Source organism: Prolixibacter bellariivorans ATCC BAA-1284 (assembly GCF_000621705.1).
Taxonomy (GTDB): domain Bacteria; phylum Bacteroidota; class Bacteroidia; order Bacteroidales; family Prolixibacteraceae; genus Prolixibacter; species Prolixibacter bellariivorans.
This window is the reverse complement of the sequence record NZ_KK211332.1, coordinates 571,268-595,539: the sequence shown is the minus strand read 5'-3', so window position 1 is coordinate 595,539 and position 24,272 is coordinate 571,268. Positions and strand designations below refer to the sequence as shown.

Sequence of the window (24,272 nt, the reverse complement as noted above, 5' to 3'; positions counted from 1 at the left end):
CGAACTGTCTGTTGATTCAATCAACTGCGCAAAGTTAGGAAAGATTTGGCTTCCTGCAAGCCGCTTCCGAGAGTAAAAGAGCACGAAAAATGGGCCGTAAAGAAGTGGTATTTCTTCGCGGCCCATCGGTTACCTGTTTCAGCGGGCTACTTGCTCTCCTCGTTTTCCAGCGCACTGATTTTTCCGTAATAACTGATAGAATTGCGGTTATTGCTGTTGATAGTAAGTGTTCCATAGCCATCGTTGCTTACCGAAAGTGTTAGCGAGTAACTATCGCTGGTATCATTCACGGTTGCTTTTATCAGGTAGCCTTTGCCCTTCTTTTGTGGTGTGATGGTAATTTTTTTAGGTTTGCCATCAAATTTTATTCCTCCCGATCCGCCGTAAGGTACGCTATAAGCCCGGCCGAAGAACGGCATATCTGCCTGAATACTGTCGGGATAGAATTTGGTAAAGTTGGGGTTGGTCGTTAAGTCCACTGATTTACCTCCCATGGGCAAAGCCTGTCGTGCGACAAACTGAAACTGTTTTGAGTTCACCAGTTTTTCTGTTTGTTCTTTCTGTTTCTGCTTTTTATCCTGTTTTTGTGGATTCTCAGCGGCATACACCGAAGCTCCCAGCAACGCTAGTGTTATCAATAATGCTACGATTCTTCCTTTCATCATTATGTGTGTTTTTTGAATTCGTTGACTCTACTTGTACACCCCCAAAGGATGTGCCACGAAGTTGATTGATAACATTAATTATGAATTAATTCGGAGATTTAAGGAACGCAACCTATAAGTTACGAAAAACATTGTTTTTATCCTTCATTTCAAGAGAGGAATCAAATAATACTTCCTATTAAAATTAAGAAAGTAGATATTCTTATAATTAAACTTTTTAAAAGTTTCCATTTCAATAAAATCCTGATGTAAATTTGAGTGAATGTGAAAAATGATGCTGAAAAAACGTGAGAATAATTGGAATGGCTAGTGTTCGAAAGACGGTTTGGTGTGTAACATGGATATGTGGTATTTTACTCTTTGTCAGCCATGTTTATGCAGGAAACAAATCAAAAATCAAATCCGGAGAAGTTTTCAAAAGCCGGATAATGAGTCCTGTTCGCTCGTTTCATCCTAAAACCTACGTTTGTTATCGTGCTTCGAAGCCCCTTAAGATCGATGGGAAATTGAATGAAGAAGCCTGGCAAAGTGCCGAATGGACAGACGATTTTCAGGACATTGAAGGTGGTTCACAACCGGTTCCCCGATTTCGCACCCGAGCTAAAATGCTTTGGAATGATAATTTTTTATACGTGGCGGCTGAGTTGGAAGAGCCCAACGTTTGGGCCAATATAACACAGCGGGATGCAGTCATTTTTCACGATAACGATTTTGAGGTGTTCATTGATCCGGATGGCGACACGCACAACTACACCGAATATGAGATGAATGCACTGAATACGGTGTGGGATTTATTGCTGGAGCAGCCATACCGCGATCGCAATTTTGTATTGAATAATTACGATTTGAAAGGACTCATTTCGGCTGTTTTGGTAGATGGAACATTGAATAATCCTTCTGACAAGGATAAAAAGTGGACGGTAGAAATTGCTTTCCCGTTAAGTGCTTACGCTGAATTGAAAGCCAGGCCGGCTGACGGAGTGCAATGGCGTATAAACTTTTCGCGTGTGGAATGGCAGATTGAAAAAGTTGATGGAAAATATCAGAAGAAAGTAAATCCGGCTACCGGTTTATCGTATCCCGAAGATAACTGGGTGTGGTCGCCGCAGGGAGTGGTCAATATGCATTTGCCCGAAATGTGGGGCTTTGTTCAGTTTTCAGATATTCCTTCAGGAGAAGGGAAAACGTCCTTCAAATGGAATCGTGATGAAGAGGTAAAATGGGCTTTGCGACAGGTTTATTACGCACAACGGAGGTATGTCTCATCCAATCGTCGTTATGCATCAGATGTCAATCAGTTTGCGGATATTGAGAAGGCACCCGGTTCTTTTGATGTGAAAATATATACAACTCCTGAGATGTATGAGGCGGTAATTCAATCACCTTTTTCGGGAAAGAATTGGCACATCAATCAGGAAGGGCGGACGTGGAGCGATTAGTAACTAACCAAATGATAAACTATGGACAAACGAACTTTTCTGAAAACCATCGGGGCTGTGGCGGCCGGCGTTACCTTTTCGGGGAACCAATTGCTGGCCGGGAATGCAGAACCTAAGCGTCGGAAAACAGAAGGAAATCAGCTTTGGCTTTGGATTGGAGGCAAGAGTGACTGGACTGACGAACAGCTCAAGGACACTTATGCCAAAATCAAAGAATACGGATTCGATGGTGTGTGTTCCAATGGTGATTTGGACTATTTCAAACGACTGGCTCCGATCACAAAATCCCTGGGGATCCAGCTTCATGCCTGGTATGTCACTATGAATCATCCGGGCGATAAAGAAGCCCAGGAAGATCCCGAATGGTATCAGGTGAGTCGCGAAGGATATTCATGCCTGAAGAAACGGCCGTATGTTGAGTATTACCAGTGGCTGTGTCCTTCGCAGGAAGCGGTTTATCAGTACATCGAAAGTCAGGTGATGGCCCGCGCAGCAATTGATGGAGTCGACGCGGTTCACCTCGATTACATCCGCTACCCGGATGTGATTTTACCAATAGATTTGCAGCCCAAATACAATTTGGTTCAGGATCACGAATTTCCGGAGTATGATTACTGCTATTGCGATACCTGCAAGCAAAAGTTCAAGGAAGAGTACGATCAGGATTTGGACGAAATGAAAGATCCGACGAAGAGCAAAGACTGGCGGCAGTTCCGTTACGATAGAATAACCCGTTTGGTGAACAGGTTGACAGAAAAAGTGCACGGGCAGGGAAAGAAGATTTCTGCGGCAGTTTTTCCGTACCCGGATTTGGCGCGTACTATTTGCCGGCAGTCGTGGGACGATTGGAACCTGGATATGTTCTTCCCGATGATATACAACAACTTTTACAACGAAGATGCGCGTTGGGTGGGGAAAGCTACCCGAAAAGGTGTCCGCGATTTGAAAGGAAAAGCGGGATTGATTTCCGGCCTGTTTTTACCCGCTTTTAAAACTGATGCAGAAATGGAAAGTGCTATTCATTTTGCGAAAAAGAATGGAGCTGCCGGCATCGCCATATTTGATTACAATGGAATGAAGGACAATCACTGGAATTTACTGAAGACCCTGAGTTAATTCGTTTATATACGTTTATTGCAGTAACAAAAAGCGGCACTGGATGAGCATACAGTGCCGCTAATTTTTTATTTTTTCAGAAGGCTGATTGCATCGGTCAAGGTGTTTTGACCATCTTTCCACAAAGCATAGTTAAATCCCGGATGAATACAGTAAGCGCCCGTTTCTCCTGCTTTGTTAATGGCGATGTACCCGATTTGAAATTTCTCGTAACCCGGAATCTTTTCTGCAATTCGGTGAACGGCTTCCTCACAGGCCTGTTGAGGGCTCATCCCGTTTCGCATCAGTTCCACGACCAGAAAACTACCAACGGTTTTCATTACCAGCTCACCCATCCCGGTTGAGGCGGCTCCTCCCACTTCGTTATCGCAGAATAATCCGGCTCCAATAATGGGGGAATCGCCAACGCGGCCATGCATTTTAAAAGCGGCTCCGCTGGTGGTGCAGGCTCCGGAGAGGTCGCCGTTGGTATCGATGGCCAGCATGGAAATGGTGTCATGGTTCTCGATGTTGATCACTGGCTCATACTTCGATTTCTTTTTCCACTCTTCCCAGGCCTCACGGGCTTTATCGGTAAGAAGGTTTTGCTTCTTAAAACCTTTTTCCAGTGCAAACTGCAAAGCACCTTCGCCCGAGAGCATCACGTGGGGCGTATCTTCCATCACTTTCCGGGCCACCGAAACCGGGTGAACAATGTCTTGCAAAAATGTAACCGAGCCAGCATTTCCTTTTTCGTCCATGATGCAGGCGTCTAGCGTGACACAGCCGTCGCGATCGGGATAGCCGCCTAAACCAACAGTCATGATGTTGGGATCGGCTTCGGGAACACGTGCACCAGCTTCCACGGCGTCCAGCGAACGGCCACCTTTCTGCAGAATTTTTGCTGCTGCTTCGTTAGCTGGCAGTCCGTGTTTCCATGTCGAAATGATGATAGGTTTTCCTTTCAATGGTGTTGAGGAAGTTGATTTTTCCGCTGCAACGGAAACCTTTTGATTGAGAAGTAATCCGGACGTTGCGACAACTGAACCGGCTAAAAATTTTCTTCGTGAAATCATAAGTCGTCATTCATTTTTATACTCGAAATGCAACTTATGTAGAATTTTTCTAAAGTGTATTAGTTTTAAAAAGGATTTGCGTAATTAATATGTCAATTACTGAGGATGTAGTAGGCTTAGTAAAAAGAAATTGGTATTTTTTAGAAACGAAAGATTAAAACGTAACCAAATCATTTCAAAATGCAGAATCGTATGTTTACCAGTTATCGAGGTGCACTTATCCGTGGGATTATTGCATTGATTGCCGGCGGATTGGCAGTGTTTGTTCCCAATATTACTTTGCAAAGTATTGTTGTTTATATCGGGTTGCTTATCCTGTTAGGAGGATTGGTGTCTTTATTATTTGCGCTGAGAAGTAAAAACCCTTCCGGGCGGAATATGCTGATGACACAGGCTGTATTCAATTTGATAATCGGAATTCTGTTTGTGGCGCTTCCGGCTACCATGGTGAAAATATTTGTCATTGTTCTAGGTGTAGGATTCCTGTTTATTGGTATTTTCCAATTGATGGGCGCTTTAAATACGCGACACGATTACGGTTGGTCGTGGATTTATTTTATCATTTCAATATTAATGATCATTGCTGGAGCCGTCATGCTGACAAATCCGTTTAGCAGCGCCGAAACCATTCTTACATTCATTGGCGTGTTAATGTTGATTTACGGTGTGTCTGAGTTATACATGGCTTGGAAATTAAGTAGTAAACCGAAAACATATCAAGGCCGGGAGGTCGAGGACACACATTTTAAGGAGTTGTAACTGTCAGATAACCAACTAAGATTTCTTTTTTTACTTTGCTTTTCGGGAAAACTTAAGGAAATTTTAAGAAAGACGGGGCAGGAAACCTTCAGGAAATTAAGACGTTTCAGGCGAAAATCGCTATATTCAATCGCTGAAAGTGCTTAACATCGATTCTCTAATCCTATTTCTGAAACGCCATGATTCTTGCCCGTGTACTGGCATATCTGCCATTGGTTCTACTAACCGCCTGCCACTCTCCTTCGTATGATGCCGTTGAAGAGGAGCATGGCAATCTGACTGCTTTTGTCAATCCGTTAATTGGAACAGGAGATGCAACGACTCCTTCGTCGAAAAAATTTGGTGGAGGCAATTATAGTCATGCACAAGTGATTCCCGGTGTTGGGTTTCCTTTTGGAATGACGCAGTGGACTCCTCAAACACGAGTTTCGGAAGCACATTGTCTGGCCCCGTATTATTACGCTGATACAAAGATACAGGGATTTAGGGGTAGCCATTGGATGAGCGGCTCGTGTACCCAGGATTATGGCAGTATGACCATTATGCCGTTGTCGGGAAAAGTAATTCCGGACGTGAAGCAAAGAGCCTCCTCTTTTTCGCACGAACGTGAAACAGCCAAAGCGAATTACTACCAGGTCTTTCTGGACGATTATAAGGTGAATGCAGAAGTAACGGCCGAAAATCACTCTTCTGTTTTGCGGTTTACCTGGATGACCAATTCAGCAAAGTACATTCTCATCAATCCAAACTCCGACGAAGGTCAGGGCTTTGTTGAAGTGGATACCGCCAGGAATGAAATCAGGTGCTATAATCCGGTCCATCGCATCTACCAGGGACTGGGGGAGCCGGCCGGTTTTAATGGTTGGTTTGTTATTAAGTTGCCTGAAAAGATTACTGATTTTGGTGTTTGGAAAGGAGATTCGATTCTTTCAGGTGTTACTACCGTGAAGAATGAAAAGAATATCGGGGCCTGGATAAAGTTATCGCAGCCAGCAGGCGAGTCAATCAGTCTGAAAGTCGGAGCATCTTTCACTTCGTTTGCTGCTGCAGAAGATAATCTGGAAATGGAGATTGGTGAGCACAACTTTGATTACGTCCGGAAAGAAGGTCGCCAAATCTGGAATCATGTGCTGCAGCGGGTTGATGTGACCGGTGGCACGGACAAAGACAAAGAGAAGTTTTATACCGCTTTATACCACAGTATGTTGTTGCCGCGTCAGTTTTCTGACGACAGCGGCACATTTCCCAAATTCGACAAACAATATCAGACCGAAACCGATAAGACTTTTGTATACTACGGAGACTTCTCGATGTGGGACACTTTTCGTGCCGAACATCCGTTGCTCGATTTGCTGCAACCCGGTCGGAGCCACGATATGATGGAGTCGTTGCTGGAAAAAGGGTTCAGTGGTGGTTGGCTGCCGATTTTTCCGGCGTGGAACAATTACACTTCCGAGATGATTGGGGATCATGCCGTCGCGACGTTAGCAGACGCAGCCATGAAAGGCATTATCGATTTAACGGATGATGATTACGAACTTCTACGGAAGAATGCCATGGAAACGCCTGCTGATTCAGCTGACTATATTAACGGGAAAGGTCGCCGGGCACTCACCAGTTATTTGAAATACGGCTACATTCCATTGGAGGATGAGGTGAAAGATGCGTATCATCACCGCGAGCAGGTTTCGCGTACGCTGGAATACGCCTACGATGATTTCGCACTAAGCCAGGTTGCAGGTTTGGTCGGTGAGCGGAAAGACAAGAAACTCTTCCGGAAACGGTCGATGAACTATAAAAATGTATTTGACCCGACAGTGAAAAGTGTTCGCGGGCGCCATGCCGATGGTGCATGGAGCAAGGATTTTGACCGTGAAAAGAGCGCTTCGTTTATCTCAGAAGGAACGCCGTGGCAGTACACTTGGTTTGTTCCACAGGATATTGGCGGTTTGATGAAACTGATGGGCGGTGAAAAGGAATTCAATCATCAACTCGATGAATTTTTTGCCAAAGGGCAATACTGGCATGGAAACGAACCGGGGCATCAGATTCCGTTTCTGTACAATTATTCCGGACAACCATGGAAAACACAGGAGCATGTGGCACAAATCCGTCACGATGAATACAGTAACGGACCAGGTGGCTTGAGCGGTAATGACGATGCCGGTCAGATATCGGCCTGGTATGTTTTCAGCTGCATGGGCTTATACCAGGTTTGTCCATCGGTTCCGGAGTATGTGCTTTTCACACCAGCATTCGATAAAATCACACTAAATCTGGAGAACGGAAATAAGTTTACTATTCTGGCACCGGGCGCTTCTTCCGGTAAGCTGTATATTCAGTCGGTGAAATTGAACGGAAAAGTATACCGCAAGAACTATATCCGGCATTCCGATATCGTGAAAGGAGGCGTGCTGGAAATGAAACTGGGAGATACGCCGAACAAGAAATGGGGAACGGCCCGTAGCGATCGTCCTTTTTCGTTGGAATGGTAATAGAATATTATACCCTACTATACCGCTTGATATAAATTAGAAATTGTAGCTGACGGGGAGGAGTCATTTATTTTGGGTCGCTTTTCGATAATGCGAGTGAACGTAGTAAATGGTTTGTTATTGTTTAAAATCAGTATAAGTTATCGGAAAGTCGTATCTTCGTATAAGTGAATTTGCTTTTTCCTTTTTGGATACGGCTAAAAAAACCTGATTTATGACACCCCGTTTACTAATCTTGTTGGCCGTCCTATGCCTGTTTGGTCCCCCTAAAGCCACAGCGCAGAAAAAGAACTTGTTTGTTCTGGATGGACGAGCCTCCACGGATAGGAATGTTTCGGAGGGTATCCGTATTACCATTTTTAATGAAACGGATAATAAAGCCCTGCCCGGAATTGACCTTGATGACCGTGGTTATTTCCACATCACACTCTCTTATCAGAAGAAGTACTTAGTTGGCTTTCAGTATGAAGGCTATTTCACCAAAATTTTCGAAGTCTCGACAATTGTGCCTGAAGAGGTTTGGTCGGTTGATCCCTATTTCAAACCGTTCCGTTTCCAGGTCATTCTCCATCCGGCTGTCGAGGGATTACATCCCGAATTCAGCCGGAAGCCTATTGCTAAAATTCATTACTCGAAGGACGTAGATGGATTTATGGCGGAAGCAATTTACAGCGATAAAAAAATTCATCATCAGATTGAAAAAGCTGTCGCTGAAAATATAGAGCGAAAAGTAGATGCTCAGTTGGCACGGGCGGAGGAGTATCAGACCCAGGGACAATGGGCGCTGGCCATGGCAGCGATTAAACAGGCGAAGGATTTGGATCCCCGGGATTCAGACTTGAAGAAAAAGATTCGCGATGCCGAGAAGGAAGTAAAGTCTAACGAAAAGGAACCGGATACATCCAAACAGCAATATGCCATGTATATCAGCGAAGGCGACACCCGGTTCAACGAAAAATCGTTTGACGACGCCAAAAGCGCTTACCAAAAGGCATTAAAACTGGTGCCTGGCGATTCTTTGGCGCAAGCCAAACTCAGATTGGTCGATGAGCATTTGCAGGCGATGGCTGATGAGAAGGCGCGGTTGTTTGCCGAAGCCGCTGCTAAAGACAAAGCTTTTAGTCAGGCCATGAACAAGGCAGACAGTCTTTTTGGCCTGAAGGAATACCCTAATGCAAAACTGGCTTATCAGCAGGCGCTGAAGATTTTGCCCAGCAGCGAAGAACCGCATCGGCAGATTGCCGAAATCAACCGTTTGATTGCCCGGAATGCTTCGCTGGCAGCAGCTTTTACCGGTGCAGTTTCCAGGGGAAATCAACAGCTGGAGGCGAAGAACTATCGCTCGGCAGTCGATATTTTTAACGAAGCATTGAGCATGAAGCCCGATGATGCAACCGTGACCGCGCTTCGCGATTCGGCTTCGGTGCTATTGAAAAATCAGCAGGAGCAGCAACGAGCATTGGCCGAGGCCAGAGCGAAAGAAGAGCATTTTCGGAGTTTGATGGAGCAGGGCGATCAGGCTTTTGCAGCAGCCAGCTATGAACAGGCTGCTAATTTCTTTGGTCAGGCCTATAGTCTGAAAAAGGATTCGGTTGCCCGGGAAAAAGGTTTGAAAGCACAGCACATGCTGAATCAGCAACAACTGGCTGCAGCCTCCCAGTCTTCTGCACCATCGGTTGTTAGTACTGTTGCGTCAAAGCCGACACATGTTTCTACCGATTACCAGAAACAGATTACTCAGGCAGAACAGGCCTTTAAGCGAGGTGAGTGGTCGGGAGCCCGTTTTTACTATTTCGAAGCGCTGAAGGAAAAGCCCGGAGACGCCTATGCCGAAAAGCAGGTGAACGAATGTGACAAATTGATTGCAGCGCACATTACCGCTGATATGCAACAAAAATACCTGGCTTTCATTGCTAACGGCGATAACAGTTTTTTGCAGGAAAATTACGCAAATGCGCGTCTGAATTACCGAAAGGCATTAGATATCAAACCCTGGGAAAAATATCCACGTCGTAAGATGGAGGCGATTGACCGCGCCATGCAGGATTGGAAATCGGATGAACAGCGCCGGCAGTTTACTGCTGCCATCGAAAAAGCTGATGATGCCTTTGATAAGGGAGAATATGCAGTGGCTCGTTTCTATTACCGGCGGGCAGCTAATATAAAAGCTGACACAGTGGCCGACGAGCGTTTGAAGGAAATTGCCTCCATTATTGCAGGGGCACGGCAAAGCAGCATCGACAATCTATATAAAGAGGAAATTCGCAAAGCGGATACCGCCTTTCATCAAAAAAATCCTACGGTGGCAAGGTTTTATTATCAGAAAGCCTTGCAGTTAAAACCGGATGAAACTTATCCGCAGGAGCAACTGAAGAAAATTCAGGCAGCCGATTAGTTCGCTTTCTGTTGGTGGTTAATTTAGTAACAATAAAAGCCCTGTCGGAAACGGCAGGGCTTTTTCGGTTGTTTGGAAAGCGAAGTCAGGCATGATGGGCCATCGGACGTTTCGAGAACTTCAACACAGTAGGGTGTACCAACTGGTCGAAATCGCGGTAAGCCATCCGAATCAGTTCGATGTGCGTTCCGGCATTGAACGCAATCATTTTATCTTCCGAAAGGCTGTGTGCTACATAAACACGCATGTCGTAGAGGTTGCCGAACGGAGGCATAGCACCTGGTTCGCAGTCGGGGAAACGGCTTTTGAATTCCATTTCCGAAGCCAGTTCAACCAGGTGGGCTCCTGTGGCAATTTTCAGCTGGTCGAGGTCGATCTTAAACGATGCGGGCAACACCGCCATTGACATTTCGCCATCGACTTTTACCACTACAGTTTTGGCCATCTCCTTTCCGGGAATGTGGGTGGTTGCGGCCACCCGTTGGGCGTTGAACGCCATGGAATGGCTGATGGTCTCGTAATGGATGTGGTGGCTGTCGAGGTACTCTTTTAACTTTTTTGCAGGCATGATGAATCCTCCTTTTATTGATTGGTAAAGCATGTGTTCCTGTTTGTCGGGTTCGGCTGTTCTGTCAGGCGAACCTGCCTGCTACATCCGGGTGCGGTAAAAGAGAGAAGTACATGCCGCACATGCCGGGGAGAAGGATGGCTTTGAGTATTCGGGCTGGTTAGTTGCTTTGATTGAGAGTATGGTTAAGTTACGAAAAAATACGGTTTGGAGGCAACTGCGTAAGAATAAGAGGATATGCCGGCATGGAATTTTTTATAGAACAATATTGATCATTATGTATTGTCTTTTACTCCAAAATGCCTTATCTTTTTTATAAATATCGTTTGTCGTTAGTGTGCACTGAATTTAATGAGATAATATGAATTGCGTTTTTCGTGAATTGCTCTGGTATTCAGACTAATGAAATTTGAAAAATCAATTTTAACTTTTTAAACAACAGGTTAGTGGAAGCTACGTGCTTCAAATGCACCGCCCCGGAGCCATTGGCACCCGGGGCGGTTTTTCTTTGTCGGTACAGCTAGCGGAGACCTGTCTGATGATTCGTTTAAAAATCCTTTTTCTCACGCTTGGCTTTCTTCGCCTTGCGTTTTTCTTTCAGATTCATTTCCGGTTCTTTCCTTGAAAGTCGGTTTTTGTCCGGAGCTTTTTCTTTTACCATGGTTATCCAAAATTAAAATGATTGAATAATAGTTGATGGTATCATCTGCCGGTGTTCTTTGAAAATCTGTCTGCCGGCTTAGTCAAATTTAAGTGGAAAAATTGCATGTTGTACCAGTGCTGATTGAATTTTTTTTATGCTGTTTAATGATATGAATCCATTGAAAAATTTGGTCGTTAAGGGTTGTGTTATACCGAAAAGCCTCCGTAACTTATACGAATGGGAAAGGCCGAAAAACATAAGTATTTGGGTGAGAAACGGAAACTTTCGTATATCACTGGTTCGGTAAAAGGAATACAGCGTGAGCGGAATCAAGACCGTGTGTACATACTGGATGAGCCGGGATACCATTTGTTCATCATCTTCGATGGAGTCAGTTCTTATCCTGAAAGTTACCGCTACATCGAAACTTTTATGGAATTTCTGGAAGAGTATCATCATGAGTGGCTCGGCAAGGAAAAGAACGGATTGGGGCAATTGCTTTATTTGGCTTATCTGCATTGCCGGAAGACGTTTGTTGCCGGCAGTACAACCATTTCGGCGCTTTTTATCCCTGATGAGAAACAGTTGCCCGAGATGATTAGTATTGGTGATTCACGGATTTACGCTTTTCGCAGAAAAAATATGGTCAGTTTGACCGAGGATGACAATGTTCCGGAAATGCCGAATATTCTTACCCGTTGGGTGGGACATGACTACCTCTCGGCAGAAGACTTCAGACCTGTAGAGGTCGCTATTGACAAACAGTTTCTTCTTTGTTCCGATGGTTTTTACAGCGTTATGGAACAAAGCCATGAGGCTTTTTACCCTACATTGAAGTTGCCGGAGCTGGAACGGGTGAGAGAAGAGCTGCATCGCCTGATGGAGGGAAACAACAGCGATGATGCTTCATATATCCTGGTAAGGATGGGATAGAAGAAAAGGCCGGAGTCCCCAATAATTCCGGTATAACCTTGATGCGAAAGATGGCATCGCTTGTGTATCAACTAAAAATATGAATCCGAAATGAAGCCTGTTATTGATTACACCGAATTTGGCTGCATCTCCATCGATGGACAACGTTATGAACATGATGTAGTCATTCGCCTCGACGGCTCGGTCGAGAAGCGAAAAAAGAACCTCTCGAAAGAAAAGTATGGTACCTCACACCGGGTTTCGCTCGACGAAGCCCACCATCTCTATGAAGCGGGAGCCGAACGGATGATTGTGGGGGCAGGGCAGTACGATCAGGTCACCTTTTCTGAGGATGCCATTCAGTATTTGAGCGATCAAAATTGCTTACTCATTGTACTACCCACGCCTAAAGCCATTAAGTACTGGAACAAATACGACAAACCAGCATGTGGAATGTTCCATACTACGTGCTAAAGCTGACAAGCAGGATGTAAACCAGAAATTTTCAGGCAAAAAAAGAGGTACCCAAAACTGGATACCCATTGAATTGTGGAGCTGCGGGGAATCGAACCCCGGTCCAAACGAGGAAGCAATACGCTTTCTACATGCTTAGCTCTGACTTGATTTTCGAGTGTCGGCAGGATCAAAGCCACCAACCGGCACCTTAGCTCCTTTCATTTCACAGGCTGCGCGGAGCAAACTGCCTGCTATTCCCGATTTTTCTGCACCTCCGGTTCGGGCCGCTTCAGGACGTTAGCACCCGGGAGATGTCTCGTTCCAGCATCTAATGCCGGAAGATGCTTATCTACTATTATTCGATTAAGCTGCGAGAGCGTAATTGTTTTCGCCAATTAAGAGTCTGGAAATTGAGATTATCGAGCCAACCTCCAAAGCTCGGCATGCTTACGCACCTCTTCATCCCGCTGTCAAAACCAGTCAGCCCCGAGATGCGGGATACAAAAGTACAAAATATTGCAGAGATGTCAACGTGTAACCGTCGAAAAGAAAAGAGGAAAACAGACTTACAAATTTTTCAGGTTGCGAATTGTTTCGGTCGGATTTTCAGAACCAAAAACAAAGCTTCCGGCTACCAGAACATTGGCTCCTGCTTCGAACAGTTTTTTCCCGGTTTCGTAGTTTACACCACCATCCACTTCAATCAATGTATTGGTGTTTCTTTTTTCGATGAGTTGCCGCAGTTGCGATACCTTGTGGTAGGTATGTTCAATGAATTTTTGTCCTCCGAATCCGGGATTGACCGACATCAGTAACACCATGTCCAGTTCCTGAATGATATCTTCCAGTAAATGAATGGGAGTGTGCGGATTCAGGCAGACACTGGCGCGCATTCCTTCATCCTTAATGGACTGAACGGTACGATGCAGGTGTGTGCACGCTTCGTAATGAACCGTAAGGATATCGGCACCTGCTTTTTTAAATGCTTTGATGTACCGGTCAGGATCAACAATCATTAAATGCACATCCAACGGTTTATTGGCTATTTTATTGATCTGATCGATTACCGGAATTCCGAAAGAGATATTGGGCACAAAAACACCATCCATTACATCGCAATGAATGTAATCGGCATCACTTTGATTCAACATTTCGATTTCGTTTCCCAATCGGGTAAAATCAGAAGCCAGAATGGACGGTGCTATCAGTTTTTCCATGGATTTATTCAAGATAATTTATACCGTTGCTAACGGAATTTTCGGTTGATTGTTCACCAAACCAGACGAGTTAATGTTCAACTCAGTCTTTTAACAATGACACAAATATAGTTGAAATCTGCAGGGAAATAAAAAAGCCGGTAAGTACCGGCTTTCATAATATTTTTGGTTACCCCAGATAGGATTTCAGTAACCGGTTCCGGTACTGATTTTTCAGTTTCTTGATGGCTTTTTCCTTTATTTGCCTAACGCGCTCACGAGTCAAGTCAAATTCCTGACCAATTTCTTCGAGCGTGTGTGGGCGATATCCGTTCAACCCGAAATAATAACGGAGTACTTCAGCTTCCCGCTCACCCAGTGTTGCCAATGAGCGCTCAATTTCTTCCCGAAGTGATTCGCCAATGAGCTTCGTATCCGGACTTGGAGAATCATCGCTGAACATGATGTCATACAGGTTATTGCCAGTATTCTCATCTTCTTTTAGAGGAGCATCCATCGAAACGTGATGGTTGCTGGCATTCATGGAATCTTCCACTACTTTGGGGTGCAGATCCAGAATTTTAGCTACTTCTTCAGGCGATGGCTCACGTTGAAACTCTTGCTCGAGTTGAGCAAAGGTTTTGTTAATCTTGTTGATAGAGCCAATCTTGTTCAACGGCAATCGCACAATGCGTGATTGTTCGGCTAATGCCTGAAGGATAGATTGACGTATCCACCAAACGGCATAGGAAATAAATTTAAAACCCCTGGTTTCATCAAAACGTTGTGCTGCTTTGATGAGTCCGAGGTTACCTTCGTTAATTAAATCGGGAAGGCTCAGTCCCTGATTTTGGTATTGTTTGGATACTGAAACGACGAATCGGAGATTGGCATTTACGAGTCTTTCCAGCGCCTTTCGGTCACCTTTTTTGATACGTTTAGCCAGGGTTACTTCTTCATCGGCTGTTAATAATTCTACCTTTCCTATCTCGTGGAGGTACTTATCAAGCGATAGAGCTTCGCGGTTGGTTACTTGTTTTGTTATTTTCAGCTGCCTCATAGGTGAATGTAAGACTTTGACGAAACAATTTTAGTTTTGGTTTTTAGAATATACGGCAATTACGCCTCATGGTTATAATGGTTGATGTAAAAAGTTATTGAATGTGAATTTATATAAAAAAATGATTTTCATCAAAGAAAGTGCTTCATATTGCAAATTATTTCTTAACTTATAACGTAATCGCAGGCTTACTGTTGTGGTGTTTAAAAGCATGTTCGCAGAAAAAACATTTTTTAATACGATGAAAATAACGCATATTTGAAAAAAAGTGCGTGAACTTTTGTGAATTTAAAGCATTTACTTATAATTGCAGAAAATTCGATTATTCGTTTTACTAAACAAGTCCCTTTTTCTTCTTCCAATAAATCAATAAGGAATTTTTTAATGTGCCACTTTCCCAAAATATTATACTCAGTGGGAAATCAGGGCTTTATGTTAAGTTAAATCATAATAACATGTACGACATTCTTGAGCTTAGCAAGAAACTGGTTCCCGAGTTACGGGATATTGCTAAGGAGTTGAAAATTAAAAGAGTTGAGTCATTTAAGAAGCAAGACCTTATCTATAAAATACTGGATACACAGGCCATTCTTGCTTCTGAGGGCAAGACGGCTGATAAAAAACCCGCCCCAAAGAAAGGTCCCAAGACAGACAAGGCTGAAGTTGATAAAAATATTTCACCTGTAGAAAAACCGGTTGAAACTCCTCCGGTAAGAAAAGCCACGCCCGTGGTTAACGAAGGACACCGTTCTAAATCAAATGACGATAAGAATGACCGTCGTCGCTCGCGCCGGCCGCGAGTAGGGCGGGACCAGGAATATGCATCTCCGGCTGAAAAACGTCCAGCAGAAAAACGACCGATGGAAAGTTCCAAACCGGCAGATAACCGGTTTTCAGGATCATCTGATCCCGCGCCAAAACCACGCAGGGACGATTCTCGTAAAGATGATTCCCGCAGGGAGCGGAACGACCGTGACCAGGGGGGGCCATCTAAATATCCGCATCAGCCTCAGCAACAGCGTCAGGCTCCTGCTCCTCACCGGAATACACAAAACCAGGGAGGACGTCAGCGGGATAATGAAAAGGCTTTTGAATTTGATGGAATTATCCAGGCTTCCGGTGTTTTGGAAATTATGCAGGATGGTTATGGATTCCTTCGTTCTTCGGATTACAACTATTTGAATTCACCTGACGATATTTACGTTTCGCAGTCGCAGATTAAACTCTTCGGTTTGAAAACCGGCGATAACGTGACTGGTGCCATACGTCCTCCGAAAGAGGGTGAAAAATATTTCCCGCTGATTAAAGTAGTGGAGATCAACGGTCGCAGTCCTGAGTATATTCGTGACCGGGTACCGTTTGATCACCTGACACCGCTTTTCCCCGATGAAAAATTCAATGTCACCGGAAAAGGTTATTCGAGTTTATCGAGCCGGGTAGTTGATATGTTCTCACCCATCGGTAAAGGACAGCGTGGTTTGATTGTAGCCCAGCCGAAAACCGGTAAAACGGTATTACTGAAAGAGATTGCTAACGCTATTGCCGGCAATCATCCGGAAGTTTACATGATTGTTTTGCTGATTGATGAGCGTCCGGAAGAGGTGACCGACATGGCCCGCAGTGTGAATGCCGAAGTGATTTCGTCAACTTTTGATGAACCGGCAGAGCGTCACGTACGTGTAGCCAATATGGTGCTCGAAAAAGCCAAGCGTATGGTGGAATGTGGTCATGATGTGGTTATTTTGCTTGACTCGATTACTCGTCTGGCCCGTGCTTATAACACCGTAGCTCCGGCATCTGGTAAAGTATTGTCGGGTGGTGTTGATGCCAACGCACTACACAAACCGAAGCGCTTCTTCGGTGCTGCCCGTAACATTGAAGAGGGCGGTTCATTGACAATTCTGGCAACGGCGCTTACCGAAACCGGTTCAAAAATGGATGATGTGATTTTCGAAGAGTTTAAAGGAACCGGTAACATGGAACTTCAGCTCGATCGGAAATTGTCCAACCGTCGTATCTTCCCGGCAGTGGATATTACCGCTTCAAGTACGCGTCGCGAGGATCTGCTGATGGAAAAATATGCACTGGATAAAATCTGGATTCTGCGTAATTACCTTACCGATATGAACTCTGTTGAGGCTATGCAGTTCCTGAAAGATCGTCTCCAGAAAACTTCGAGCAACGAAGAATTCCTGGTTTCGATGAATGACAATTAGTCAAAATCATTTCAGATATATAGAAAAGGCGGATTCTCTTGTTGAATCCGCCTTTTTTCAATGTAAATTTTCGCGTTTAGCGGTCCTGTTCAAAGCAGTAACCGTATCCCTGGCGGGTGACAATCTTTTTACTATGACTTCCAATCTTTTTCCGCAGGCGTGTAATATTTACATCAACCGTCCGGTCGAGAATATACGATTCATGTTCCCATATTTGAGTGAGTATCTTTTCCCGGGTAAATACCTTACCAGGATGCTGGCATAGTAGCAGTAGAATTTCAAACTCCTTTTTGGTCAGATTTATGGTTCGACCATCAATGACCAGTTTCTTTTCTTCGGGAAAGATTTTCAGGTCACCAATATTAATTACGGATGTTTTGTTTTCGGGGCGGTTCTTCAGATGCCGCAATGTAACCTTTACCCGGGCAATAACCTCTTTTACCGAGAAGGGTTTGGAAATATAATCTTCGGCTCCGAGATTGAAGCCGGTCAGTGTGTCATTTTCCGTGCTTTTGGCAGTCACAAATATGACCGGAATATTTTTTAGTCTTTCATCTTTCTTCAGAATGTTGGCCAGTTTAAACCCCGAGATTTCGCCCATCATTACGTCCAGCAAAATCAGGTCATATTTTTCTAAGGGGAGTTCAAGTGCCTCTTCAGCTGAGTAAGCGGTATCCACATTAAATCCTTCACTCTCTAAATTGAATTGAAGAATTTCACACAGGTCGGCTTCATCATCAACTACTAAAATATGGCTGGCTCTTATCTGGTCAGGTCGCATGGTTACTGGTTGCTCAAATATTGTTGTTTTCATGGAATCAAAATAAAATTGACACCCGGTAACCGGGTTGTTTCGAAATTCATTGCTGTAGATAAATCCCTTATGAAATGTTGGTTATGGAAAACATAACTAAAGTGAAAAGATGTCTTCTCAATAAGTTCAGTTTTTCGAAGCAATCTTCGTTTCAGAATCTACTGTTCGTGCCGTTAGTTTCCAATAGCAAGAATAATGTGATGTTGTTTCATTGCGGATAAAAAGATGTATCATTTGTATTACAAATCAACAGATTGGAGTTAATGTGCATATTATCAGGTCTTAAAAGGTGTGCTGGGAAGGTTAAAAAATAATAAAAAGCAAAATCACACCTTGTTGAATATCATAATGTTCATATCTTGATGAAATGTTACTTTTATTTTTACCAGATATAAATTGCATTCAAAAGACAAAATTGTAATCTATGGATAGCAAAATGGTGATGTGAATGTTTATTTTTGTTGAAAATAGTTTACTCAAGGTGGAATACTTTCTTAACACACATCGCTATTTAGTCCGTGAATCAAATGAATTGATTCACCGGGAACTGGTCGAAGATATTGATTGGGAACATCGCCTGATTGGTATTAAAGGATTCAGAGGAGTAGGAAAGACTACCTTTCTGCTGGAATATGTAAGGGAACATTTTGGCGAAGACAAGAGCTGTCTGTATGTCAACCTGAATCATTTCTATTTCACTAAGCGTCGTATTTTTTCATTTGCCGACGAATTTTACAAACGGGGTGGGAAAGTGCTGATACTTGATCAGGTTCACAAGTATCCGGAATGGGCAACCGAGTTGCGTCAGTGCTATGATGAATTGCCCGGATTGAAAATTATTTTCAGTGGTTCGCCGGTTCTTCGTGTGATTGAAGGAAACGAGGCGTTAAAAGACATCGCCCGTGTTTATCATCTGGAAGGTCTTTCGTTTCGCGAATATTTAAATTACCGTGCGGGGAAAAGCTTCTCAAAAGTTACGTTGGAAGATATTATTAACCGGCACGAGGAAATTGTTCGGGATATCATTAGTGAAGTAAGGCCGTTGGCATATTTCCCCGATTATTTGAAATTCGGTTATTACCCTTACTTTATCAACAACCAGGTTTTTTATACAGAGAATTTATTGAAGCATGTGAACCTGGCTCTTGAAATTGACGTGACGTATCTCAACCAGATAGAGTTAAAATATTTGCCAAAACTGCGAAAGCTGTTGCAGATCATCAGTGCTCAGATGCCTTTGGCCCCAAATGTGAGTAAATTGAGCTCCGAAGTGGAGACATCACGGGCAACCGTACTGAATTACCTCCGTTACCTGAAAAATGCACGACTTATCAACATGCTTTTTCCGAATGGTAATAACGGACAGTTAAAGAAACCCGACCTGGTATACCTGCACAACACCAATCTGCTGCATGCCATCGCTCCCGAAAATATTAATAACCGTAACCTGAGGCAAACATTTTTCTATAATCAGGTGGGATATCAGCATAAATTGACCTCGACGCCGGAGGCCGATTTCCGTGTCGACGGAAAATACGATTTCTGGGTGGGAGGAAAATATACACAGCCAGAAAAAATGAAGCAATATGGAGCGGCCGATATGATTGAAATCGGTGATGGCAACATCATTCCATTGTGGCTTTTTGGTTTTCTGTATTGAAAAAGGATTTACGATTCAACTAATTATACGACAAACGATTATTATACTTTTAAAGTCAAAATCAAATGGCAAACAAAAAAAAGTTCATAACCTGTGATGGTAACTACGCTGCTTCACACGTCAGCTATATTTTTAGCGAAGTAGCTTGTATTTATCCCATTACGCCGTCATCTCCCATGGCGGAAAGCGTAGATGAGTGGGCGGCTAAAGGCCGTGAAAACCTTTTTGGACAACCGGTTCGTCTGGCAGAAATGCAGAGTGAGGGTGGAGCATCCGGTGCTGTCCACGGTGCACTGCAGTCGGGTGCACTTACCACAACGTATACTGCATCGCAAGGGCTTTTGCTGATGATCCCCAATATGTATAAAATTGCGGGCGAACTTTTACCTACCGTATTCCACGTAAGTGCCCGTGCTTTGGCAACGCATGCATTGTCAATCTTTGGCGATCATAGTGACGTTTACGCAGCCCGTCAAACGGGTTTTGCCATGCTGGCTTCAGGTTCCGTTCAGGAAGCAATGGATTTGGCCGGTATCGCTCACCTTTCAACCATTAAGAGTCGTGTGCCTTTCGTTCACTTCTTCGATGGTTTCCGTACTTCGCACGAGATTCAGAAAATCGAAGTGCTGGAAAATGATGATTTGGCACCGCTGGTTGATATGGAAGCTTTACAGGAATTCCGTGACCGTGCCTTAAACCCGGAACATCCGGTGACCCGTGGTACCGCACAGAACCCTGATATTTTCTTCCAGGCAAAAGAGGCTTCGAATGTATTCTACGATGCCGTTCCGGATATTGTTGAAGACTACATGAAGGAAGTCAGCAAACTTACTGGTCGTGAATATCATCCGTTTACTTATTACGGTGCACCTGATGCTGAAAATATCATCATGGCAATGGGCTCGGTTACCGAAACCATCCGCGAAACCATCGATTACCTGACAGGTCAGGGTAAAAAAGTAGGTTTGGTTACAGTTCATTTGTATCGTCCGTTCTCAACCAAATACTTCCTCAATGTACTGCCTAAGTCAGTAAAACGTATTTCTGTTCTCGATCGGACTAAAGAGCCGGGAGCAAACGGTGAGCCTTTGTATCTCGATGTTCGCGACGTATTTTATGGCCAGAAAGATGCTCCGCTGGTAGTAGGTGGTCGTTACGGATTAGGATCAAAAGATACTACACCCGCGCAAATCATTTCGATTTACAATAACCTGGAATTGCCCGAACCAAAAAATCAATTTACCGTTGGTATCGAAGACGACGTGACCTTCAAATCGCTGCCTTTACTGCCCGAGGTAAAAGTATCTCCTGATGAGCTGTACGAAGCAAAATTCTACGGTCTGGGATCGGATGGTACGGTTGGTGCAAACAAAAACTCCATCAAAATCATCGGTGGTTCAACCGACAAATACTGCCAGGCGTATTTCGCTTACGACTCGAAAAAATCAGGTGGTTTTACCGCATCACACCTGCGTTTCGGTGACGCGCCAATTCGTTCGACCTATCTAATTACTACACCTGACTTCGTTGCCTGTCACGTACCGGCTTATCTAAATCAATACGAAGTATTGAAAGGATTGAAAAAAGGTGGTTCCTTCCTGTTGAATACCATCTGGGATGAAGAAGAAACGAAGAAACGTCTGCCGGATCACATGAAACGTTACATGGCAGAGAACGACATTAGTTTCTATATCATCAATGGTACCAAGCTGGCTACCGAAATTGGTTTGGGTAACCGTACCAATACCATCATGCAGTCGGCTTTCTTTAAAATCACGGGAGTCATTCCTTACGAAATGGCTGTAGATGAAATGAAGAAAGCGATTGTTAAATCGTATGGTAATAAAGGTGAGACCATTGTCAACATGAACTTTGCTGCCGTTGATGCCGGAGGTAAAAACGTACAAAAAATCGACGTTCCTGCTGAATGGGCCAAGCTGAGCGCAAACGAAGACGCTGCAACGATTAGTGGTCGTCCTGATTTCATCAAGAATGTGGTTGATGTCATTAATGCACAGAAAGGCGATGACCTGCCGGTTTCTACATTCAAAGGAATCGAAGACGGTACGTTCCCAGCCGGAACTACTGCTTTCGAGAAACGTGGTATTGCCGTTGATGTGCCGGAATGGGTACCGGAAAACTGTATCCAGTGTAACCAGTGTGCGTATGTTTGTCCTCACGCTGCCATTCGTCCATTCCTGGTAAATGAGGAAGAAATGGCTGGTGTTCCTGCCGGAACCGAAACCATTAAAGCCAATGGAAAACAATTTGCCGGATTGCAATTCCGTATTCAGGTAGATCCACTCGATTGTACAGGATGTAGTAACTGTGCCGATGTTTGTCCGGCCAAGGAAAAAGCATTGGTAATGAAGCCGCTGGGTACTCAGGAAGCGGAAGTAGAGCGTTGGGATTATTTTGCAGCCAACGTATCGTACAAAGACAAGTTGGTTGACAAGAATAAAACGGTTAAGAATTCGCAGTTTGCACAGCCTCTCTTCGAATTCTCTGGTGCTTGTGCCGGTTGTGGTGAAACACCTTACGTAAAATTGACAACTCAGCTCTTCGGTGAGCGCATGATGATTGCCAATGCTACCGGTTGTTCGTCTATTTACGGTGGTTCGGCTCCGGCAACTCCGTACTGCTCGAACAACGAGAGTGGACACGGACCTGCTTGGGCAAACTCGCTCTTCGAAGACAACGCCGAATATGGTTTCGGTATGGCCGAAGGTGTAAAAGCACAACGTGAACGACTGGCCAATGTGATGAGTAAAGCGCTCAATAACGGCGTTTCGGATGCTGAACGCGAAGCTTTCACCGAATGGTTGGAAAGTATGGCCAATGCTGAGAAATCAGAAGAAGCTACCGCGAAAGTGCTGGATGCGATCAAAGGAAAAGATGCAGCTTACGCAAAAGAGATCGAATCATTGAAGCAGTATCTCGTGAAGAAATCGATGTGGATCTTCGGTGGTGACGGATGGGCTTACGATATCGGCTACGGAGGTTTGGATCACGTATTGGCGTCAGGTGAAGATGTGAACGTATTGGTTCTCGATACCGAGGTTTACTCGAATACCGGTGGACAGGCTTCGAAATCAACTCCGGTTGGTGCTGTAGCTAAGTTTGCCGCTTCCGGTAAGAAAATCCGGAAAAAAGACCTGGGAGCTATGGCGATGAGCTACGGTTACGTATATGTTGCTCAGGTGGCAATGGGCTCAAGCCAGTCACAATACCTGAAAGCGCTGCGCGAAGCTGAAGCTTATCCAGGACCGTCGTTGATTATTGCTTACGCACCTTGTATTGCTCACGGATTGCGTAGCTCAATGGGACGCTCACAGGAAGAAGAAAAACGTGCCGTTGATAGTGGTTACTGGTCGCTTTTCCGTTTCAATCCTCTGCTCGAGGAAGAAGGCAAGAATCCGTTCCAGCTTGATTCGAAAGAGCCGGATTGGAGCAAATTCCAGGACTTCCTGAATGGTGAGGTACGTTATACTGCACTGAAGAAGTCGTTCCCGGCTGAAGCCGATCAGCTCTTCAAAGCTGCTGAGTCGAATGCCAAATGGCGTTACCGTTCATACCAGCGTATGGCTGCTATGGACTGGGCTCTTGAGGAATAATTTAAAGCTCAAAATAATTGAAAAGCCACCTTTTTTAGGGTGGCTTTTTTTATGGATTTAGATCCGAATAAAAATCTTTCTCTTGTAGAGGAAATAGCAGATATACCACAATAAAAACCAAACGATAGATGCGGTGATTATTTCTGTCGGGACTTTTCCCATCCAGCCGAAAATGCCAAAGCTAAACGGTTTGACTATTCCCCAAAGCCATCCGGAACCGCCGGTGTTGGTCAGTAAATAGATGAACAACGGGTTCATCCCGACGATGGCGAAAAATGCAGGTGCTTTTTTAAAACCAACTACATCGATGATCCAGAAGGAGAGTGCCAAAGCGATGAAACTCCAGCCTCCGCTGGCCAGAACAAAGGAACTGGTGCAGATGCGTTTGATAATTGGCGTAACCGGATTAAGCGCATAGCCTATGATAATTCCAATTAAACCGGCAAGTAACAGTATCTGAATTTTCTTTCGGTTGGGACGGCTGCTTTTCAGTACCATGCCGGCCAATACGCCCCACATCGTGTGGGCAGTGGTTGGAACTGCGTTGAAAGCCACCCAATGTCCGCCCGAAAGTTTGCCCATTAGTTGCAAATCGACCCACGAGCCGAAATTGTGGTCGGGCGTAAAAGGCTGGTTAAATCCGGGCACCCAAAATAAGCGGTACAGCAATTCGGAACCGATTAGAAGCAGAAATGTGACGATGATTTGGGTAGGAATGGATTTTCGCATCAAGAGAAACGCGACCAGGTAAGTAAATGACAGTTGTGCCAGAACATTCCATAACTCGAAGGTCAATTTACCCGGGCCAATGCAGTATAGGGCCCAACCAAAAAATAACAGCAGGAATGAGCGTTTTAGGGCATGGCGGAAGGTCAGGCTCCAAGGGGCTCCGCGCTGCCAACGCTTCCCGAAGGAAAATGGCATAGAAACGCCAACAATGAACATGAAAAACGGCTGGATTAAATCCCAAAAACGAAGCCCATTCCAAGGATGATGATGTAATTGTGTGCCAATGGCAGAAATAAGGGTTCCATCAAGTGAGGGATCAACCAGGTAATGAAACAAATGAGTTGATTCGCCAATGAGCAGGAACATGGTAATTCCACGAAAGAAGTCGATGGCAAAAATGCGGTCAGTCTTCAGCGTGGTAGCTGTTTGTTGATTCATGGTAATTCGGTTATTTCGTCCGTTTTCGATTTCCCGGAAGGG

General features: G+C 44.4%; 17 protein-coding genes and 1 other RNA gene. 10 read left to right on the top strand and 8 right to left on the bottom strand.

Annotated features, from left to right (window positions below; all coding sequences use genetic code 11):
• Positions 1 to 146 precede the first annotated feature (146 nt).
• A complete protein-coding gene (locus T426_RS0121815) occupies positions 147 to 665 on the bottom strand; it encodes a DUF4251 domain-containing protein (RefSeq protein WP_051538599.1) in 519 nt (172 codons plus the stop codon).
• Positions 666 to 967: 302 nt separating this feature from the next.
• On the opposite strand from T426_RS0121815, the gene T426_RS0121810 reads away from it, so the two are divergent.
• Together T426_RS0121810 and T426_RS24730 are read left to right on the top strand one after the other, a co-directional pair.
• Positions 968 to 2,104 carry a carbohydrate-binding family 9-like protein gene (locus tag T426_RS0121810; RefSeq protein WP_025863583.1) on the top strand — a complete coding sequence of 379 codons (1,137 nt, stop codon included), beginning with the start codon at positions 968 to 970 and terminating at the stop codon, positions 2,102 to 2,104.
• Between the two features lie 21 nt (positions 2,105 to 2,125).
• The gene (locus tag T426_RS24730; protein ID WP_025863584.1) at positions 2,126 to 3,220 is read left to right on the top strand and encodes a glycoside hydrolase family protein; all 1,095 of its coding nucleotides are present in this window, start codon (positions 2,126 to 2,128) and stop codon (positions 3,218 to 3,220) included.
• Between the two features lie 68 nt (positions 3,221 to 3,288).
• Here the strand turns inward: T426_RS24730 and T426_RS24725 are convergent, their stop codons facing one another.
• Entirely contained in the window at positions 3,289 to 4,275 is a 987-nt protein-coding gene (locus T426_RS24725) for an isoaspartyl peptidase/L-asparaginase family protein (protein ID WP_025863585.1), read from the bottom strand.
• A gap of 180 nt (positions 4,276 to 4,455) precedes the next feature.
• Here T426_RS24725 and T426_RS0121795 point away from each other — a divergent pair, with 180 nt between their 5' ends.
• From T426_RS0121795 to T426_RS0121785, 3 genes are all read left to right on the top strand, one after another.
• The gene (locus T426_RS0121795) at positions 4,456 to 5,034 is read left to right on the top strand and encodes an HdeD family acid-resistance protein (RefSeq protein ID WP_025863586.1); all 579 of its coding nucleotides are present in this window, start codon (positions 4,456 to 4,458) and stop codon (positions 5,032 to 5,034) included.
• 179 nt (positions 5,035 to 5,213) lie between these two features.
• A complete protein-coding gene (locus T426_RS24720; RefSeq protein ID WP_025863587.1) occupies positions 5,214 to 7,529 on the top strand; it encodes a GH92 family glycosyl hydrolase in 2,316 nt (771 codons plus the stop codon).
• A 214-nt stretch (positions 7,530 to 7,743) separates the two neighbouring features.
• Positions 7,744 to 9,924, top strand: a complete 2,181-nt coding sequence (locus T426_RS0121785; protein ID WP_027586282.1) for a tetratricopeptide repeat protein — start codon at positions 7,744 to 7,746, stop codon at positions 9,922 to 9,924.
• Between the two features lie 85 nt (positions 9,925 to 10,009).
• On the opposite strand, the gene T426_RS0121780 is transcribed toward T426_RS0121785, so the two are convergent.
• Positions 10,010 to 10,492 carry an aminoacyl-tRNA deacylase gene (locus T426_RS0121780; protein ID WP_025863590.1) on the bottom strand — a complete coding sequence of 161 codons (483 nt, stop codon included), beginning with the start codon at positions 10,490 to 10,492 and terminating at the stop codon, positions 10,010 to 10,012.
• 880 nt (positions 10,493 to 11,372) lie between these two features.
• Between T426_RS0121780 and T426_RS0121770 the strand changes: the two genes are divergently transcribed.
• Together T426_RS0121770 and T426_RS0121765 are read left to right on the top strand one after the other, a co-directional pair.
• Positions 11,373 to 12,068 (top strand): PP2C family protein-serine/threonine phosphatase, encoded by a 696-nt coding sequence (locus tag T426_RS0121770; protein WP_025863591.1) that lies wholly within the window; start codon positions 11,373 to 11,375, stop codon positions 12,066 to 12,068.
• 90 nt (positions 12,069 to 12,158) lie between these two features.
• Complete coding sequence (locus T426_RS0121765) at positions 12,159 to 12,521, top strand: Mth938-like domain-containing protein (RefSeq protein ID WP_025863592.1); 363 nt, start codon at positions 12,159 to 12,161, stop codon at positions 12,519 to 12,521.
• Positions 12,522 to 12,594: 73 nt separating this feature from the next.
• On the opposite strand, the gene ssrA is transcribed toward T426_RS0121765, so the two are convergent.
• The 3 genes from ssrA to T426_RS0121755 all read right to left on the bottom strand — a co-directional run bounded on the left by ssrA (position 12,595) and on the right by T426_RS0121755 (position 14,759).
• Positions 12,595 to 12,991: a transfer-messenger RNA gene (ssrA, locus tag T426_RS25665) on the bottom strand.
• Positions 12,992 to 13,069: 78 nt separating this feature from the next.
• Positions 13,070 to 13,720 carry a ribulose-phosphate 3-epimerase gene (gene rpe, locus T426_RS0121760; protein ID WP_025863593.1) on the bottom strand — a complete coding sequence of 217 codons (651 nt, stop codon included), beginning with the start codon at positions 13,718 to 13,720 and terminating at the stop codon, positions 13,070 to 13,072.
• A 169-nt stretch (positions 13,721 to 13,889) separates the two neighbouring features.
• Positions 13,890 to 14,759: a sigma-70 family RNA polymerase sigma factor gene (locus tag T426_RS0121755; protein ID WP_025863594.1), complete on the bottom strand. Its 870-nt coding sequence runs from the start codon at positions 14,757 to 14,759 to the stop codon at positions 13,890 to 13,892.
• Positions 14,760 to 15,214: 455 nt separating this feature from the next.
• Between T426_RS0121755 and rho the strand changes: the two genes are divergently transcribed.
• Entirely contained in the window at positions 15,215 to 16,975 is a 1,761-nt protein-coding gene (rho, locus tag T426_RS0121750) for a transcription termination factor Rho (RefSeq protein ID WP_025863595.1), read from the top strand.
• A 76-nt stretch (positions 16,976 to 17,051) separates the two neighbouring features.
• Here the strand turns inward: rho and phoB are convergent, their stop codons facing one another.
• Positions 17,052 to 17,789 carry a two-component system response regulator PhoB gene (phoB, locus tag T426_RS0121745; protein WP_211253581.1) on the bottom strand — a complete coding sequence of 246 codons (738 nt, stop codon included), beginning with the start codon at positions 17,787 to 17,789 and terminating at the stop codon, positions 17,052 to 17,054.
• Positions 17,790 to 18,237: 448 nt separating this feature from the next.
• Here phoB and T426_RS0121740 point away from each other — a divergent pair, with 448 nt between their 5' ends.
• The gene (locus T426_RS0121740) at positions 18,238 to 19,449 is read left to right on the top strand and encodes an AAA family ATPase (protein ID WP_234406514.1); all 1,212 of its coding nucleotides are present in this window, start codon (positions 18,238 to 18,240) and stop codon (positions 19,447 to 19,449) included.
• A gap of 65 nt (positions 19,450 to 19,514) precedes the next feature.
• Positions 19,515 to 23,063: a pyruvate:ferredoxin (flavodoxin) oxidoreductase gene (nifJ, locus tag T426_RS0121735; protein WP_025863598.1), complete on the top strand. Its 3,549-nt coding sequence runs from the start codon at positions 19,515 to 19,517 to the stop codon at positions 23,061 to 23,063.
• Positions 23,064 to 23,120: 57 nt separating this feature from the next.
• Here the strand turns inward: nifJ and T426_RS0121730 are convergent, their stop codons facing one another.
• Positions 23,121 to 24,230, bottom strand: coding sequence for an acyltransferase family protein (locus tag T426_RS0121730; RefSeq protein ID WP_036985525.1), 1,110 nt, complete (start codon positions 24,228 to 24,230; stop codon positions 23,121 to 23,123).
• Between the last annotated feature and the right edge of the window lie 42 nt (positions 24,231 to 24,272).

What these genes read in the sequence shown, in the direction of transcription:
- T426_RS0121815 (WP_051538599.1), bottom strand. Translation starts at nt 665, where the DNA reads ATGATGAAAGGAAGAATCGTAGCATTATTGATAACACTAGCGTTGCTG.
- T426_RS0121810 (WP_025863583.1), top strand. Translation starts at nt 968, where the DNA reads ATGGCTAGTGTTCGAAAGACGGTTTGGTGTGTAACATGGATATGTGGT.
- T426_RS24730 (WP_025863584.1), top strand. Translation starts at nt 2,126, where the DNA reads ATGGACAAACGAACTTTTCTGAAAACCATCGGGGCTGTGGCGGCCGGC.
- T426_RS24725 (WP_025863585.1), bottom strand. Translation starts at nt 4,275, where the DNA reads ATGATTTCACGAAGAAAATTTTTAGCCGGTTCAGTTGTCGCAACGTCC.
- T426_RS0121795 (WP_025863586.1), top strand. Translation starts at nt 4,456, where the DNA reads ATGCAGAATCGTATGTTTACCAGTTATCGAGGTGCACTTATCCGTGGG.
- T426_RS24720 (WP_025863587.1), top strand. Translation starts at nt 5,214, where the DNA reads ATGATTCTTGCCCGTGTACTGGCATATCTGCCATTGGTTCTACTAACC.
- T426_RS0121785 (WP_027586282.1), top strand. Translation starts at nt 7,744, where the DNA reads ATGACACCCCGTTTACTAATCTTGTTGGCCGTCCTATGCCTGTTTGGT.
- T426_RS0121780 (WP_025863590.1), bottom strand. Translation starts at nt 10,492, where the DNA reads ATGCCTGCAAAAAAGTTAAAAGAGTACCTCGACAGCCACCACATCCAT.
- T426_RS0121770 (WP_025863591.1), top strand. Translation starts at nt 11,373, where the DNA reads ATGGGAAAGGCCGAAAAACATAAGTATTTGGGTGAGAAACGGAAACTT.
- T426_RS0121765 (WP_025863592.1), top strand. Translation starts at nt 12,159, where the DNA reads ATGAAGCCTGTTATTGATTACACCGAATTTGGCTGCATCTCCATCGAT.
- rpe (WP_025863593.1), bottom strand. Translation starts at nt 13,720, where the DNA reads ATGGAAAAACTGATAGCACCGTCCATTCTGGCTTCTGATTTTACCCGA.
- T426_RS0121755 (WP_025863594.1), bottom strand. Translation starts at nt 14,759, where the DNA reads ATGAGGCAGCTGAAAATAACAAAACAAGTAACCAACCGCGAAGCTCTA.
- rho (WP_025863595.1), top strand. Translation starts at nt 15,215, where the DNA reads ATGTACGACATTCTTGAGCTTAGCAAGAAACTGGTTCCCGAGTTACGG.
- phoB (WP_211253581.1), bottom strand. Translation starts at nt 17,789, where the DNA reads ATGAAAACAACAATATTTGAGCAACCAGTAACCATGCGACCTGACCAG.
- T426_RS0121740 (WP_234406514.1), top strand. Translation starts at nt 18,238, where the DNA reads ATGTTTATTTTTGTTGAAAATAGTTTACTCAAGGTGGAATACTTTCTT.
- nifJ (WP_025863598.1), top strand. Translation starts at nt 19,515, where the DNA reads ATGGCAAACAAAAAAAAGTTCATAACCTGTGATGGTAACTACGCTGCT.
- T426_RS0121730 (WP_036985525.1), bottom strand. Translation starts at nt 24,230, where the DNA reads ATGAATCAACAAACAGCTACCACGCTGAAGACTGACCGCATTTTTGCC.